Source organism: Candidatus Allofontibacter sp. (genome assembly GCF_040404065.1).
Taxonomy (GTDB): Bacteria; Pseudomonadota; Alphaproteobacteria; order Pelagibacterales; family Pelagibacteraceae; genus Fontibacterium.
The window spans coordinates 147,119-162,261 of sequence record NZ_JBBAJM010000001.1 but is presented as its reverse complement, the minus strand read 5'-3'; the positions used below and the strand labels follow the sequence as shown (position 1 = coordinate 162,261).

15 protein-coding genes are annotated in these 15,143 nt (G+C 27.8%); 9 read left to right on the top strand and 6 right to left on the bottom strand.

Translation table 11 applies throughout. From position 1 onward, the window contains the following. Window positions 1-6 precede the first annotated feature (6 nt). The 3 genes from hisE to AC8IG9_RS00805 are packed head-to-tail and all read left to right on the top strand — an operon-like array spanning window position 7 to window position 1,199. The gene (gene hisE / locus AC8IG9_RS00815) at window positions 7-333 is read left to right on the top strand and encodes a phosphoribosyl-ATP diphosphatase (protein WP_507424930.1); all 327 of its coding nucleotides are present in this window, start codon (window positions 7-9) and stop codon (window positions 331-333) included. Then, the gene (locus AC8IG9_RS00810; RefSeq protein ID WP_507424929.1) at window positions 323-679 is read left to right on the top strand and encodes a histidine triad nucleotide-binding protein; all 357 of its coding nucleotides are present in this window, start codon (window positions 323-325) and stop codon (window positions 677-679) included. The genes hisE and AC8IG9_RS00810 overlap by 11 nt, the downstream gene beginning before the upstream one ends. A 1-nt stretch (window position 680) precedes the next feature. Continuing rightward, window positions 681-1,199, top strand: coding sequence for a GNAT family N-acetyltransferase (locus AC8IG9_RS00805; RefSeq protein WP_507424928.1), 519 nt, complete (start codon window positions 681-683; stop codon window positions 1,197-1,199). On the opposite strand, the gene AC8IG9_RS00800 is transcribed toward AC8IG9_RS00805, so the two are convergent. Both AC8IG9_RS00800 and AC8IG9_RS00795 read right to left on the bottom strand, forming a co-directional pair. Continuing rightward, entirely contained in the window at window positions 1,196-1,753 is a 558-nt protein-coding gene (locus tag AC8IG9_RS00800; protein ID WP_507424927.1) for a LolA family protein, read from the bottom strand. The genes AC8IG9_RS00805 and AC8IG9_RS00800 overlap by 4 nt on opposite strands. Window positions 1,754-1,758: 5 nt before the next feature. Then, window positions 1,759-3,879 carry an FtsK/SpoIIIE family DNA translocase gene (locus AC8IG9_RS00795; RefSeq protein ID WP_507424926.1) on the bottom strand — a complete coding sequence of 707 codons (2,121 nt, stop codon included), beginning with the start codon at window positions 3,877-3,879 and terminating at the stop codon, window positions 1,759-1,761. Between the two features lie 78 nt (window positions 3,880-3,957). Here AC8IG9_RS00795 and AC8IG9_RS00790 point away from each other — a divergent pair, with 78 nt between their 5' ends. Next, on the top strand, window positions 3,958-5,127 hold the full coding sequence (locus AC8IG9_RS00790) for a Rossmann-fold NAD(P)-binding domain-containing protein (RefSeq protein ID WP_507424925.1): 1,170 nt from the start codon (window positions 3,958-3,960) through the stop codon (window positions 5,125-5,127). Here the strand turns inward: AC8IG9_RS00790 and AC8IG9_RS00785 are convergent. After that, complete coding sequence (locus AC8IG9_RS00785; protein ID WP_507424924.1) at window positions 5,116-5,571, bottom strand: methylated-DNA--[protein]-cysteine S-methyltransferase; 456 nt, start codon at window positions 5,569-5,571, stop codon at window positions 5,116-5,118. The genes AC8IG9_RS00790 and AC8IG9_RS00785 overlap by 12 nt on opposite strands. Window positions 5,572-5,602: 31 nt before the next feature. On the opposite strand from AC8IG9_RS00785, the gene mnmE reads away from it, so the two are divergent. The 5 genes from mnmE to AC8IG9_RS00760 are packed head-to-tail and all read left to right on the top strand — an operon-like array spanning window position 5,603 to window position 11,154. Further along, on the top strand, window positions 5,603-6,928 hold the full coding sequence (mnmE, locus tag AC8IG9_RS00780; RefSeq protein WP_507424923.1) for a tRNA uridine-5-carboxymethylaminomethyl(34) synthesis GTPase MnmE: 1,326 nt from the start codon (window positions 5,603-5,605) through the stop codon (window positions 6,926-6,928). A 46-nt stretch (window positions 6,929-6,974) separates the two neighbouring features. Continuing rightward, entirely contained in the window at window positions 6,975-8,843 is a 1,869-nt protein-coding gene (gene mnmG, locus AC8IG9_RS00775) for a tRNA uridine-5-carboxymethylaminomethyl(34) synthesis enzyme MnmG (protein WP_507424922.1), read from the top strand. A gap of 4 nt (window positions 8,844-8,847) precedes the next feature. Continuing rightward, window positions 8,848-9,477 (top strand): 16S rRNA (guanine(527)-N(7))-methyltransferase RsmG, encoded by a 630-nt coding sequence (gene rsmG, locus AC8IG9_RS00770; protein WP_507424921.1) that lies wholly within the window; start codon window positions 8,848-8,850, stop codon window positions 9,475-9,477. A gap of 8 nt (window positions 9,478-9,485) precedes the next feature. After that, complete coding sequence (locus AC8IG9_RS00765) at window positions 9,486-10,286, top strand: ParA family protein (protein ID WP_507424920.1); 801 nt, start codon at window positions 9,486-9,488, stop codon at window positions 10,284-10,286. Window position 10,287: 1 nt separating this feature from the next. Further along, entirely contained in the window at window positions 10,288-11,154 is an 867-nt protein-coding gene (locus tag AC8IG9_RS00760) for a ParB/RepB/Spo0J family partition protein (protein ID WP_507424919.1), read from the top strand. On the opposite strand, the gene AC8IG9_RS00755 is transcribed toward AC8IG9_RS00760, so the two are convergent. Genes AC8IG9_RS00755 through leuS form a run of 3 tightly spaced genes read right to left on the bottom strand, consistent with a single transcriptional unit; the run spans window position 11,113 to window position 15,129 of the window. Then, the gene (locus AC8IG9_RS00755) at window positions 11,113-12,135 is read right to left on the bottom strand and encodes a DNA polymerase III subunit delta (RefSeq protein ID WP_507424918.1); all 1,023 of its coding nucleotides are present in this window, start codon (window positions 12,133-12,135) and stop codon (window positions 11,113-11,115) included. The two genes, AC8IG9_RS00760 and AC8IG9_RS00755, sit on opposite strands and share 42 nt — an antisense overlap. A gap of 8 nt (window positions 12,136-12,143) precedes the next feature. Continuing rightward, the gene (locus tag AC8IG9_RS00750; RefSeq protein ID WP_507424917.1) at window positions 12,144-12,608 is read right to left on the bottom strand and encodes a hypothetical protein; all 465 of its coding nucleotides are present in this window, start codon (window positions 12,606-12,608) and stop codon (window positions 12,144-12,146) included. After that, a complete protein-coding gene (leuS, locus tag AC8IG9_RS00745) occupies window positions 12,598-15,129 on the bottom strand; it encodes a leucine--tRNA ligase (RefSeq protein ID WP_507424916.1) in 2,532 nt (843 codons plus the stop codon). Before leuS ends, AC8IG9_RS00750 begins: the two co-directional genes overlap by 11 nt. Window positions 15,130-15,143: the final 14 nt, after the last annotated feature.

Genomic DNA, 15,143 nt, shown 5'->3' with positions numbered 1-15,143 from the left:
TTAGATATGTTTAAAACTTTAAAAGATCTAATTGTTCAAATAAAAAAGAACAAAAAAAAAGACCCTAAAATTTCTTATACCGCAACTTTAATTAAAGGAAAAAATAATATTTCTTTAAAAAAGTTCTTAGAAGAAGCAAAAGAATTATTTAAAGCATCTCATTATAAAAATAAAAAACATATCAAACATGAAGCCGCAGACCTTTTGTATCATTTTTTAGTTCTTTTAGAGTTTAAGAGGGTTTCTTTTAGTTCTATTTTGGGTGAGCTAAAAAAGCGTAAAAAAATCTCTGGTATTCAAGAAAAAAAAAATAGAAAAAAAAATGTACGATAAAAATAATATTTTTGCAAAAATTTTACGAGCAGAAATTCCTTGTGATAAAATTTACGAAGATAAATTTGTACTTGCATTTAAAGATATCAATCCTCAGGCTAAGATTCATGCATTGGTGATTCCCAAAGGTGCCTATGTTGATATGAATGATTTTACCGCTAATGCTAAAGGGGAAGAAATTGAAGGATTAATTAGAGCGTTAGGTAAAGTTGCTAACATTTTGGGTGTAGCCATTTCTGGCTACAGGTACTTAGGTAATAATGGAAAAGACGGAGGACAGGAAGTTCCTCATTTACACTTTCATATTTTTGGTGGAGAAAAATTGGGAAGAATGATCCATAAATAATATGGACAGGACGATAGATAGATTTTATCTAGATATTTTTTCAAAAAATAATTTAATTAAGTCTAATTGCACAGAAACTGATTTAGAAATTTTTCTTGAAAAATGTCCTACACCAGATTTTTGTAAGTTTCTTTATAAAGAAGTAGGAAAAGATTTTTTTTGGAGAGATAGACTAAGATGGAGTGATCAACAATGGCTAGACTATATTAATAATAATTTTTTTAAATTATATGTTTTAAAATATAAGAATAATTTAGCAGGTTATTATGAACTGCTATATGACATAAATACCAACTCAACAGAGATTCCTTACTTTGGGATATTTAAAGAACTTTATGGCAAAGGAATCGGAGGATATTTATTAACTGATGCGATACTAACAGCATTTGCAGGGAATATTGACAAAGTATGGGTTCATACTTGCACTCTTGATCACCCTAATGCTTTAAAAAATTATATTGCAAGAGGTATGAAGATTTTTAAAACAGAAAAAATATATTTTAATCCTGAAAATCTTTAATTTTTTATTATCGGAATATCAAATTTATCCTTTGTATTAATGTTTATTGAAATGTCTTTCATTAGAAATTCTAGACTAGATTGGTCATAATTTTTAATTTTCCATCCTGAAATATTCATTCTTTCAGAGTCAAAATACAGATCAATACTTTCTTGAGCATTTAGATTTATTGTTGTAATTATATTATTTTGTATTCTAATAAATTTTTCTATTTTAGATAATTGTTCTAAGATATTTTCTTTGTCCAATATAACTCCTAAAGGGGTATCTTTAATATTGTAGTTATAGTTTTTGTTTTCTTTTCTATTTATTAAAAATAAATTGTCATCATTAACAATAATTTCTTTATCTTCTTCTTTATAAAAACAGTGCATTTTTTTTGGATAAACAACAACGCAATTACCACTTTCTATTGCATCACTTGATATCTGCGTAAAATTAAATCTAATAGAATTTATTTTTTTTAAATTTTCAATTATTTTTTCTTTCTCTGAAGCACCTGCGTTTGTAACCAAAATTAGCATTGTTAAAACAATGCAAAAAAATTTATTCATGTATTCTAATAAATTTCTCTTTTACCTACGTGATTTGCTGGACTAATTATTTTTTCCTCTTCCATTTGATCAATAATTCTAGCTGCTCTATTGTAACCAATGCCAAGTTTTCTTTGTAAAAAACTAGTTGATGCTTTGCCTTCGCCTCTAATTATTTCAACTGCTTTATTATATAGCTCATCTTTTCCTTCAGAATTTAAGATAACTTCATCGTTTTCTTGTTCTTCAATCTTAGTAATTTCTTCAATGTAAGTTGGAGATCCTTGAAGTCTTAAGAATGTTGATACTCTTTCTATTTCTTTTTCTGATACATAAGGACCATGAATTCTTACTATTCGACTTGCTGATGACATAAAAAGCATATCGCCATTACCAAGCAATAATTCAGCACCCTGCTCTCCCAATATAGTTCTACTGTCTATTTTTGATGTTACTTGAAATGAGATTCTGGTTGGAAAATTGGCTTTAATTGTTCCGGTAATAACATCAACACTTGGTCTTTGAGTTGCCATCACTATATGAATTCCAGCAGCCCTTGCCATTTGAGCTAATCTTTGTATGTAATTTTCAATTTCTTTTCCTGCTATCATCATTAAGTCTGCCATTTCATCAACGATGACAACTATGTAGGGCATCTTTCTCTTATTTTCAGAGGGTGCTTTTTCATTAAAACCAGAAATATTTCTAACGCCGATTTCAGTCATCTCTCGATATCTTTTTTCCATTTCTTTAACGGTCCATTTTAAAGCCGTTGTGGCCTTTTTAGGTTCGGTAATAACAGGTGTTAATAGATGTGGAATACCTTGATAAATAGAGAGCTCTAACATTTTTGGGTCAATCATAATCAACTTACAATCATCAGGTTTGTGTCTGTAAAGAATTGATAAAATTAAAGTATTAATACAAACAGATTTTCCAGAACCAGTTGTCCCTGCAATTAAAAGATGAGGCATTGAAACTAGATCACCAACAATTGGAAATCCAGCAATGCTTTTTCCAAGCGTTATTGGAATCTTAATATCTTTATTGTTAAATTCTTTGCTCGAAATTATTTCTTTTAAAGCAACATTCTCTCTTACTTTATTTGGTATCTCTATTCCTATGGTACTTTTTCCTGGAACCGTTGCAACTCTTGTTGAGATAGAGCTAGTATTTCTGGCGATATCTTCCGATAAATTTATAATTTTTGATGTTTTAATTCCAGCTGTTGGTTCAAATTCATATAAAGTTACGACTGGTCCAGCACTTACTCTTTTTATTTCCCCAGAAATACTAAAATCTAGCAAAACATTCTCAAGAAATTTTGACTGAGTTTTATAGCTTTCTTCATCTAGTTTGTTTTCAATTTTTATTGGATCGTCAAGAAGCTTTATAGGGGGCATTTTAAAATTTAAAGACTTTTCAATTTTTACACTTTCCAACGGCAATTGTTGTTGAGGAGATAGTTCTTGCATAGGTATATTTTCCTGAATTTTTTGAGGAACATTTTCTTGAATAGAGAGACTTGTAATATTTTCCTCTGGAGTTTTTCTTTTCAGATAAAGCTTGAATAATAGTTTCGGAAAAAAACTTAATAACTTATTTATATTTATAAGAACAATTTTCCATTCTTGAATATTTAATCCAGCGCTCACATAAAAAAATCCAATTGAAAGACTTAAAAATATAACTGAAAAATAAATTGAAAAAGAGTTATTTTTAAGTGAAATTTTTTCAGAAATAAATCCAGCAACAAACCCACCAAATCCATTATCTGGCAACCAAAAACTTTGTTCAATATTTATTACAAAGAATAGCGAACCAAAAATTATTGATAAGATTAAAAATAATAATTTTATAAAAAAATTATCTATTTTTTTTCTTAAGATTAAGTACCCGCCCCAAATAATTAAATTAATAAATATTAAAAAGGCTAAAATCCCAAAGGCTTGTAAAAAAAAATCAGAAAGATAGAAAAAAAAAGAAAAAAATTTATTATGGGTATTTTTCTCAGCAGGAAAAATATAACTAATATTATTGGCGGAGTAGGTTGTTAAAGAAATAAAGTATGCAAAACCAGAAAAAATGATGATTAGGCCTGAAAGTTCAATTAATTTTAATTTGATAAATGTTATTATTTTTTCCATATTTTACTTAGCGAATCACAATTAAAACCTTTGTATCATTAATATTCAGTTGATAGAATTCCAAAGCAAAAGCTTACTATGCTAAACTCTCAAAAAATTTGTATTATCGGTTCTGGATTAACAGGTTCGACTATCGCTTATTTATTATCAAAGTTTAAGCTTCAGATAGATATTGTAGATGATAATTATAAAAAAAAAATTTCTACTAAGCTGGCATTAAGCAAAAGTTCCTTAGATCAATTACATAACTCTGGATTAAAGGAGATAAAGAAGAAATCAAACCCAATTAAAAATATTTATTTATACGACTCTTATTCAGAAATTAATTTAGAAAAAGATTTAAAATTCTCATCTTCTAATAAAGAGAAAGTTTTGGCTTATATAATTGACAGCACAACTTTGCTTTCAGACCTTAATAAAAATTTGAGAAATCTAAATAATATCAATTTTATAAAAAAAAAAATTTCTTCTATTAACGATAATAATATTTTTAAAACAATAACTTTTGAAGATTTTTCTAAAAAAAATTATAGTCTTGTTATTTTAACTTCCAGAAATAATCTTGAACTTTTGCCAAAAATTAATTTAAAAACAATTATAGACAAATCTTATAACGAAGATGCTTATGTCTTTAGTATAAGTCATAAAAAAATTATAAATAATTCTGCTAGGCAGTTTTTTTTAAAAGATGGACCTTTGGCTTTTTTGCCTATTTCTAGCGAAAAAACTTTTGTTATTTGGTCTATTAAAAAAGACTCGTTTAATAAGAAATATGTTTCAAATAAGAATTATTTATTAAATTTTTTTAATAAAAATTTTAAAGAATTATTTAAGCGTATCAACTCTGTTTCTGACATTAGTGTATTTAATTTAGATTATGTTTTTAATGAATTAAAACAATTTAAAAGAACACTATTGTTTGGTGACATTGCTTCTAAAATACATCCTATAGCTGGGCAAGGATGGAATATGACTTTAAGAAATGCTTTTTCTTTAGTCAAGGTTATTAAAGATTTTGAGGATTTGGGGTTAGAGATTGGTAACAATATTTTTATAGAAAAATATTTAGATGAGGTGAAATTAAATAATTTTGCTTTTACAACTTTAATAGACGGAATAAGAAAAATATTTGATATTAAAATTGATGGCTATGCTTCTATGAGAAAAAATACACTTTCTATAATTGATAAGAATTATTTTATCAAAAATAATTTAGCCAAGGTAGCTGACAAAGGTTTATTTATTTAACTTTTCAATTTTTAATATTTTTTTCTTTAAAGAAATACCTCCTTTTGATGAGTAGCCTCCTAAACTCCCATCGGACCTTATAACTCTATGACAGGGTATATGAAGGAGCAATTTATTTTCACCACAGATTCTTCCAATTTGTCTTGGGTGTAAATTTAGTTTTTTTGCGATATTGTTATAGGTGGTCGTCATTCCGTAAGGGATTTTTTTTATTTCCTTCCATACTTTCAGTTGCATTGTTGATCCATTAATTTTGCATTTAAAATTAAATTTTTTTTTCCTTCCTTCAAAGAACTTTTTAATTTGGTTCTTAATTGCAGATTTATTTGGGTCTATTTTTTGTTTAACATTTTTGCTAAAATTAATATCAGCGACATAACCTTTTCTTTCTATAATCGAGACAAAACCAAATTTAGTTTTAAAGGATAACTGCAAAGTTGACATTTGTATTAAAAGTAAATCATATCATTTTTTTATGTCAATATTTGCACTAGCAACAGCTCCAGGAACTTCTGGTTTGGCAGTTATAAGGGTGTCTGGCAAGGATGCTCTTAAAATAGCTATGAGCATAACTCAAATCAAAAAGATCAAGCCAAGGTTAGCTAATTTCGGTCCATTTTATGATCAAAAAAAGGAGATTATCGACAATGGAATATATATATTTTTTCCTAAACCTAATAGCTATACAGGGGATGATGTCGTTGAATTTCATGTGCATGGCAGTAATGCAGTAATTAAATATTTTTTAAAAACTTTATCTGGATTTAAGAATTGTAGATTAGCAAAGCCAGGAGAATTTACTAAGACTGCCCTTCTCAATAAAAAAATTAACTTGCTCCAAGCAGAGAGTTTGATTGATCTAATAAACTCAGAAACCGAACTTCAGAGAAAACAAGCCTTAAGGATTATGAATGACGATACAACCAAAATTTATGATGATCTAAGAAATGAAATTATAAAAATTCTTTCAGATTATGAAGCTGTTATAGATTTTTCAGATGATGAAGTCGGAGATAATGTCTTTTTAATAAATAGACCTAAGTTATTGAATTTAAACAATAAAATTAAAAATATTATCTATAAAAGCAAGAATTCAGAAAAAATTAGAGAAGGTTTTAAGATTTCAATTATAGGTCCAACTAATTCTGGAAAATCATCATTAATGAATTGTTTAGCCAATCGAGAAGTGTCCATTGTCTCTAGTGTCCCAGGAACAACAAGGGATATCATTGAGACAAGCATTATGCTAAATGGAAAGTTAGTTAGATTTTTTGATACCGCTGGTTTAAGAAAATCAAAAAATGTTATTGAGAAAAAAGGTATTTCCTTAACTAAAAAGAACTTAGAAAATTCTGATTTAAAATTAATAATTTTTGATCAAACAAAAAAAATAGATAAAAAAATTTTAAGGTTGTATGATTCAAAGTCAATTTTAGTTTTAAACAAAATTGATATAAAATCTTCAAAAAATATTTTTAAAAAAAAAATATATAAACCCATCAAAATTTCTGCAAAGAAAAATATCGGAATTTCTAACCTTATTAAAATTATATCTAAAGAAATTGATCAGCATTTTGTACTTAATGAAGATAATATTGTTTCAAGACAAAGACATATAAAAAGCCTTGAAAATGCTATGTTTTTTATTAATAAATCTCTTAAAAAAACATCTATTAATCAAATAGATTTGGCAGCTGAAGATCTTAGATTGGCGACTAGAAGCCTAGGTGAGATCCTTGGTTATGTTAATGTTGAAGAATTATTAGACAGAATTTTCAAAGATTTTTGCATCGGAAAGTAGCATAAAATAACTTATCTTTTGGGTTAATGAGATATATAAACCCTCCATGAATTCAGAAAAAAAATTTGATGTAATAGTCATTGGTGCAGGACACGCTGGTTGTGAAGCTGCTGCTGCTGCTGCGCGTTCAGGAGTTCATACTGCCCTTATTACAAATTCCCTTTCTACAGTTGGTGAAATGTCATGCAATCCTGCAATCGGAGGCTTAGGAAAAGGTCACTTAGTTAGAGAAATAGATGCATTAGATGGCATCATGGGAGTTGTTGCAGACCAATCTGGAATTCAATTCAGATTATTAAATAGCAGCAGAGGTCATGCCGTTAGAGGGCCCAGAACGCAGTCTGATAGAGAACTCTATAAAAAATATATGCAAAAAATGCTTTTAAACTATTGTAATTTAAGTCTTTTTTATGATCCAATTGTAAAGTTTGAATTTAATAAAAATAACATTATTTCAGTCGCGACACAGTCTGGAAATTCATTTTCTGCTAAGAAATATATTTTAACAACTGGAACTTTTTTAAATGGACTTATCCATATTGGTGATGAAAAAATTTCAGCAGGTCGTATAAATGAGAAGCCAACTTTAGGCTTAAGTGAGCAGTTAAAAAAGTTAAATTTCAGAATTGGTAGATTAAAAACAGGAACTCCACCAAGACTCGATGGAACAACTATTAATTATGAAAATTTAGAAATGCAGGGAGCGGATAGTAAACCTTATTTTTTCTCTTATTTAACTAAAAAAATAAATGCCAAACAAATTTCTTGTGGGATCACTTATACTAATGAAGAAGTTCATCGCATTATTGAAAAGAACTTAAAAAAAAGTGCAATGTACTCAGGATCAATAATCAGTGTCGGACCAAGATATTGCCCTTCTATAGAAGATAAAATTGTAAAATTTAAAGATAAGCAAAGACATCAAATTTTTTTAGAACCGGAAAGTCTTAGTACAAATATAGTTTACCCGAATGGGATCTCAACATCACTTCCGAAGGAAATACAACAAGAAATATTATTTAAAATCAATGGTTTAGAGAATGTTAGAATGATTAGGCCAGGTTACGCAATTGAGTATGATTATGTGTTTCCTACTGAGCTAGATTTCACTCTTAAGACAAAAAAAATTGAAGATTTATATCTTGCAGGACAAATAAATGGAACCACAGGTTATGAAGAAGCTGCTGCTCAAGGAATCGTTGCCGGTCTCAATGCAGCTCAGTCAGTTAAAAATTTAGAACCAATAAAATTTGAAAGATCTCAGTCTTATATTGGAGTTATGATTGATGATTTGATAACCAAAGGTGTTAGCGAGCCATACAGAATGTTTACATCTCGAGCAGAATATAGATTAACTCTACGATCTGATAATGCTGATCTAAGGTTAACTCCACTAGCTATTAAAAATAATTTTATAGCTGCAGATCGAAAATCAAAATTTGTCAATAAAATCAATAACTTAAATGATTTTAAAGCTATTCTATCTGGTAAAGTTGTTTCTCCAACGGTTTTAAAGAAAAACGGAATTAAGATTTCTCAAGACGGAAGAAAAAAATCGCTTTTACAAATTTTGAAGTTCAAGGATGTGACCTTAGAAAAAATTAGAAGTATCTTTTCTGATATACCTAAATATGATGACGAAATTGAAGATTTAATAAAAACAGAATCTCATTATAGTGGTTATATAGATCAGCAAAAAAGAGACATTAGCATTTTCGAAAAGGATGAAAATCTTATAATTCCTAAAAATATAGATTATGATTCAATTTCTGGTCTTTCTAATGAAATAAAAAGAAAATTAAAAGATATTAGTCCGTTAACATTTGGTCAGGCACTTAGAATAGATGGTGTTACTCCTGCAGCTGTTAATATTCTTATGATTTATTGTAAAAACACTCTTAGAAAAGCATCATAGATATATGGATGATAATGTTGAATTTTTTATTAAAAAATTCAATGTTTCACGTGAAACAATAGATAAACTAAAAATATATAAGGATTTTTTAATATTATCTAATAAAAAGTTAAATTTAATAGGAAAAACTACAGAAAATAGCATATATTCTAGACATTTTTTAGATTCTGCTCAAATATACAATATAATTAATAAAAAATTAGATATTGTCGATTTAGGTTCAGGAGCTGGATTTCCAGGATTAATAATAAAGCTATTAATGGAAGATGAAAAAATAGATGGAAAAGTAATATTAATAGAGAAAAGTAATAAAAAATCTAATTTTTTGTTAAATATTTCAAATTTGTTAAATTTGAAAATAAAAATATATAGCAAAAAATTAGAAGATTATAATTTCAACAATCAAAGCTCTGTTGTTTCTAGAGCATTCAAATCTACTCTATCTACCTTAGATCTATTATTTAAAAATATAAGTAAAATTGAAGAAATAGTCCTTTTAAAGGGAAAAACTTATCAACAAGAAATAGATGAGGCTAAAAAAAAATATACTTTCAATATAGAAAAATTTAAAAGTATTACCTCTGATGAATCTTATATTCTTAAAATTACAGATGTTAAACTATATACAACTTAAGGTTGTAAATGCCTAGGATAATTTCTGTTATAAATCAAAAAGGGGGAGTTGGTAAAACTACGACAGCAATAAATCTGGCTGCAGGTCTTGCTTTAAAAAATTATAAAGTTTTACTTATTGATCTGGACCCTCAAGGTAATGCTTCAACTGGTGTCGGTATTAGTCAAAGTGAAAGGGATAAATCAATCTATGACTTACTTATAAAAAAAGATTCTTTTCTTGAGTGTATAAAGAAAACTAAAATAGAAAATTTAAGCATCATTTCAGCCAATGCTGATCTCTCAGGTCTTGAAACTGAAGTTGCAAATAATTCTCAAAAAGCTTTTTTATTAAAAAATATTATTGAAGACCCAATAAATAATTTAGAAAAAGAAAAATTTTCTTATATCATAATTGATTGTCCTCCATCTCTTAGTCTGCTTACAATTATGTCATTAGTTGTTTCTCATTCATTAGTTGTTCCTCTGCAAACAGAATTTTTTGCCTTGGAGGGGTTAAGTCAATTAGTCAAAACTATTGATCGTATTAAAATTAATTTAAATCCAAATTTAGAAATACAAGGCATAGTTTTGACTATGTATGATAAACGAAACAGACTTTGCGCTGACGTTGAAAAAGAGGGAAGAAATTTCTTTGGAAATAAAGTTTATAATACAAATATTCCCCGTAATGTAAGGATTTCAGAGGCTCCATCTTTTGGAATGCCAGTTATTTTGTATGATAAATATTGTGCTGGTTCTTTAGCGTATAATAATTTTGTAGAGGAGTTTTTAAGTCGAGAAAACTTACAGGAGAAAAAAGTAGCTTAAGATGATTGGAAATAAATTTAAAGGTTTAGGAAAAGGTTTGTCAGCTCTAATGGGTGATGTGACTCCTGAAAATATTCAGAACAATAATTCTTCAGAAAAAGTACCTATACATTTTATATATCCAAATGCATCTCAACCAAGAAAAAATTTTAATCAAGATTTGCTAAATGAGTTATCAGAATCAATTAAAGAGCAGGGAATTATTCAGCCAATATTAGTCAGAAAAAAATCAGTAGATAAGTATGAAATAATTGCAGGAGAAAGAAGATGGAGAGCCGCTCAACTTGCAAAAGTTCATGAAGTGCCGGTTATTGTTTTGGATGTTGATGATAAAAAATCTTTGGAATTTGCAATATTAGAAAATATTCAAAGGACAGATTTGAATGGCATAGAAGAAGCTTTGGGTTATGACAATTTAGTAAAACAGTACGGCTATTCCCAAGAGACATTGTCAAAAATTCTTGGAAAGAGCAGAAGTCATATAGCTAACACGTTAAGACTTGCCAATTTACCTGAAGAGATACAAAAAATGATTTCTGATGGATTATTAACAGCGGGTCATGCAAGATGTTTAGTTAACGTACCTAATAATATTAAACTTGCAAAAGTCATAGTTAATAAAAATCTTTCCGTAAGGCAGGCTGAATTTTTCGTCAAAAAAGAACAAGCTTTTGGGGGCTTAAAGAGAGCTAAGGCAAATAATAAGGATACAAATATAAAATCATTAGAGAGAGAATTAGAACTTTTAATGGGTATTAATGTTGATATTAAAAATAAAAAAAATAACTCAGGAGAGATTAAATTTTCTTACAAAAATTTAGATCAATTAAATAAAGTTATTAGTGTTCTTAAAAGACATTTTAGATAAATTTTGAGATAAAAAGTAATAAAATTGAGTATCTTGGTTTAAATCAATTTTTTTAAAGTCTGTTTCGATTTTATTCAAATTACTTAAAAATTTCTCAAGATCATTAATCTTCCAAAGCTTTAAAATATTTTTTATTCTGTCTTTGTCTTTCCAAAAAATAGGCGGTTTGTATTGCTCAATTTTTTCATCTATTGAGAGATTTTTGTTATTTTTTTGTATTTCTAAAATTTTAATTATAAACGATCTAAGAATAATAATTATTTCTATAAAATTTTTATCATAATTAGACATGTTAGATATAAATTCATTAATATAACTTTCTTTTTTTGATAGCAAAATATCAATAATTTCATCATTTTTTTGCAAGTCCGGGTCAGTACAAATTTCCTCAATTACTTGGTCAGTAATTTTTTTAGAACTTTTATATAAATTTAATTTTTCTACGACTTCTTTAATTTTTGATCTTTTTAAAGAAGCTGAATTAATAATTATTTCAATTTGAGAATCTGATAATTGAATTTTATTTATTTGTATTTGCTGGATAAGAAATTTTTTTATATCAAATTTATTTTCTTGATAACAAGGAATGCAAATTGCTAATTTATCGTATTCTCCGAACTGTCTTAATTTAGAATTTTTTAACAGTAACTCAGAGTTTAAAATAATAAGATTATCACTTATATTATTTTTAACTTTATTAATTATATCTAGTATTTTGTCAGAGCAATTTTTGATGACTAAAATATTCTTATTATCATCAAATAAGGAGCCATTGAGATAATAATTAGTAATATTTTCTGGACTTTTAATTACATCTTCCTCAAAAATATTTCGTGCTGCTCTCTTTTCATCTAAAAAAATATTAATGATTTGTTGATTTAAATCTTTAATTAAATCTTGATTTTCTCCATATAAAAGAATTATTTTTCCTTTAAAAAAATCTTTTTTTTTAAGACTTAATTCTTGTGATTTTAACAACATCGGAACACTTAATTTAATGAGAGCTTCGATTTAAATAAGATATTTTGAATAATTCCATCTAGTAATAATTTTTTCTCGTTATCTTTAACTAAAATATTACTCGAGATATTGTCTGTTACAGCCACTCTTTTGTCTTTAGAAACAGAGTCTTGATAAACTACGGTTCCATCTTTATCCAGAAATTGATAAGTGACCGTTAATCTAATTATCTGTTCAGTTGCTATTCCTCTAGAGTCTACTAAAGAGTTTTCAGCTGTGTCGAAGATTTGGGCTTTAAAGACATAAGCCTTTGTTGATTTCTCATCTCTTGTAAAGTTAAGTCTTCTTTCTAGCTCAAATGTTAGATTTTTATCGCCAATTATTTCCATTTTTGAAACAACAACTGACTTTGGATTTCCAACATATATTGGTGAAAATCCACATTGATAAATAAAAATCGATACTATGAAAGTTACAATAATTTTATTTATCATTTGTTACAATATTAAGTAGTTTATTTTTTATAAAGATTTTTTTAACAATAATTTTTTCATCTAATATAACTTTAATATTTTTAATTGCTAATGATTTGCTAAAAATACTGTCTTCGTTCTCGTTATCAGTCGCATTAATAATTGCTCTTTTTTTACCATCTATTTGAACTACAATTTCAAAATTATCTTTTTTTAATAGAGAATCCTTAATTTTTGGCCATTCTTGATTAACAAGATCATCTTTTCCTGTAATTTTTTGCCAGCATTCATTAGCAATATAAGGGATAAATACAGATATAATAATTAGGTATTGTTTATATACATTTATAATTTCTTCTTTTTCTAAAGTCTTCATCTCAATTTGTTCATTAATATTATTTAAAAAAACATAAAGTTTGGCCACAGCCACATTGATATGGAACTTTTCTATGCAATCCGTAACTTCTTTAATTAAAAGATTAGTGCTTACAAAAAATTTATTTTCTTTTTCATCTTTTACTTTTTTATATATTTTGATTTTTTCATATGTCCTCCAGATTTTTTGGATATATTTAAATGCCCCTTGAATTCCACTATCGCTCCATTGGATACCTCTATCTGGGGGGCTATCTGATAAAATAAACCATCTCACACTGTCAGATCCATAAATTTTAATAATATCGTCAGGATCAATAATATTTTTTTTTGATTTCGACATGGCCTGACTATCGCCTTTTAAAACTTTTTCTTTATTTTTTAGGAAGAAACCTCCGTTTTCCTCAATAACATCTTTTGGAAAAATCCATTTTCCTTCTTTAGTTTTAAAAGTTGGGTGACATACCATTCCTTGAGTAAACAAATTTTCAAATGGCTCTGATACTTTTAATTTAAATTCATTTTTTAAGGCTAAAGTAAAAAATCTTGAATAGAGTAGATGTAATATAGCGTGTTCTACGCCGCCAATATATTGATCAACCGGCATCCAGTAATTGGCTTCATCTGTATTAAAAGGTTTGTTATTTTCTTGAGGCGAGCAAAAGCGTAAAAAATACCAAGAAGAGTCTACGAAAGTATCTAGAGTATCCGTTTCTCTAATTGCTTTCATTCCCGTTTCAGGGCATTTTGTGTACTTCCATGTTGGATGGTTTTCTAATGGGTTACCAGGTTTATTAAAATCAATATCCTTAGGTAGGGTTACGGGAAGATCTTTTTCAGGTACTAATATAATTTTACCATCTTCTCTGTACATGATAGGAATTGGACATCCCCAATATCTTTGTCTTGATACGCCCCAGTCTTTAAGACGATATGTTATTTTAGATTTACCGATTTTTTTTTCTTCTAATTTTTGAATAATTTTTCTTTTAGCTTCTTCAATTGTTAAATCGTTAATAAATTCTGAATTAACAATATAACCATCTTCAGTATAAGCCTGGTCTTTAATATTAATGGCTTTAGATTTATCTGGAGTTACGACCGGAAGTATTTCCAGATCATATTTTATGGCAAATTCTAGATCTCTTTGATCATGAGCAGGGCAGCCAAAAATAGCTCCCGTGCCATAGTCCATGAGAATGAAATTAGCGACGTAAATAGGTATTTTTTTATTTGAAAAAGGATGAAAAACAGAAAATGATGTTTTAAATCCAAGCTTTTCATTTTTTGATAATTCAGATTCAATTCTAATATTTTTTAAAGCAGTATTTTTAAAATCTTTGAAATTTTTTTCATCTTTAAAAGATTCAGTAAATGGATGGTCAGGAGCAATTGCTATAAAAGAAGCTCCAAAGATTGTATCTGGTCTTGTTGTAAAAATTTTAATTTTGGTGTCCTTGTAGTCTGTAGTAAAATCGATTTCACAACCTTCGGATTTTCCAATCCAGTTTTTTTGCATTAATTTTACTTTTTCGGGCCAACCTTTTAAATTTTCTAATGAATTTAATAACTCATCAGAGTATTTGGTGATATTTAGAAACCATTGGCTTAGTTTCTTTCTCTCAACCGTAGCTCCTGATCTCCAACCTTTTCCATCAATAACCTGTTCATTTGCAAGAACTGTGTTGTCGACAGGGTCCCAATTAACATAACTTTCTTTTTTGTAGACAAGATTATTTTTAAAAAAATTGGAAAATATTATTTGTTGGTGTTTGTAATATTTTTCATCACAGGTAGATAATTCTTTGTCCCAATCAATAGACAAACCAAGACGTTTTAGTTGAGATTTCATTGTTGAAATATTTTTTAAAGTCCATTCCTGCGGATGTAGATTATTTTGTATGGCGGCATTCTCGGCAGGTAAGCCAAAAGCATCCCAACCCATTGGATGAAGAACATTATAACCATTTAATCTTTTAAAATTAGCTATGACATCACCCAGGGTATAATTTCTAACGTGACCCATATGAATATTTCCTGATGGATAAGGAAACATCTCTAAACAATAAAATTTTTTGTTTTTTTCGCTTTTTGTCTTAAATACTTTGTTTTTTTCAAAAGACTCTTGCCATTTTTTTTCTACAGGCAAGGGATTATAATTATCCATTACTAAAACTTTAT

Excerpts from the sequence above, each read along its gene's own strand:
- hisE (WP_507424930.1), top strand. The coding sequence starts at position 7 with ATGTTTAAAACTTTAAAAGATCTAATTGTTCAAATAAAAAAGAACAAA.
- AC8IG9_RS00810 (WP_507424929.1), top strand. The coding sequence starts at position 323 with ATGTACGATAAAAATAATATTTTTGCAAAAATTTTACGAGCAGAAATT.
- AC8IG9_RS00805 (WP_507424928.1), top strand. The coding sequence starts at position 681 with ATGGACAGGACGATAGATAGATTTTATCTAGATATTTTTTCAAAAAAT.
- AC8IG9_RS00800 (WP_507424927.1), bottom strand. The coding sequence starts at position 1,753 with ATGAATAAATTTTTTTGCATTGTTTTAACAATGCTAATTTTGGTTACA.
- AC8IG9_RS00795 (WP_507424926.1), bottom strand. The coding sequence starts at position 3,879 with ATGGAAAAAATAATAACATTTATCAAATTAAAATTAATTGAACTTTCA.
- AC8IG9_RS00790 (WP_507424925.1), top strand. The coding sequence starts at position 3,958 with ATGCTAAACTCTCAAAAAATTTGTATTATCGGTTCTGGATTAACAGGT.
- AC8IG9_RS00785 (WP_507424924.1), bottom strand. The coding sequence starts at position 5,571 with ATGTCAACTTTGCAGTTATCCTTTAAAACTAAATTTGGTTTTGTCTCG.
- mnmE (WP_507424923.1), top strand. The coding sequence starts at position 5,603 with ATGTCAATATTTGCACTAGCAACAGCTCCAGGAACTTCTGGTTTGGCA.
- mnmG (WP_507424922.1), top strand. The coding sequence starts at position 6,975 with ATGAATTCAGAAAAAAAATTTGATGTAATAGTCATTGGTGCAGGACAC.
- rsmG (WP_507424921.1), top strand. The coding sequence starts at position 8,848 with ATGGATGATAATGTTGAATTTTTTATTAAAAAATTCAATGTTTCACGT.
- AC8IG9_RS00765 (WP_507424920.1), top strand. The coding sequence starts at position 9,486 with ATGCCTAGGATAATTTCTGTTATAAATCAAAAAGGGGGAGTTGGTAAA.
- AC8IG9_RS00760 (WP_507424919.1), top strand. The coding sequence starts at position 10,288 with ATGATTGGAAATAAATTTAAAGGTTTAGGAAAAGGTTTGTCAGCTCTA.
- AC8IG9_RS00755 (WP_507424918.1), bottom strand. The coding sequence starts at position 12,135 with ATGTTGTTAAAATCACAAGAATTAAGTCTTAAAAAAAAAGATTTTTTT.
- AC8IG9_RS00750 (WP_507424917.1), bottom strand. The coding sequence starts at position 12,608 with ATGATAAATAAAATTATTGTAACTTTCATAGTATCGATTTTTATTTAT.
- leuS (WP_507424916.1), bottom strand. The coding sequence starts at position 15,129 with ATGGATAATTATAATCCCTTGCCTGTAGAAAAAAAATGGCAAGAGTCT.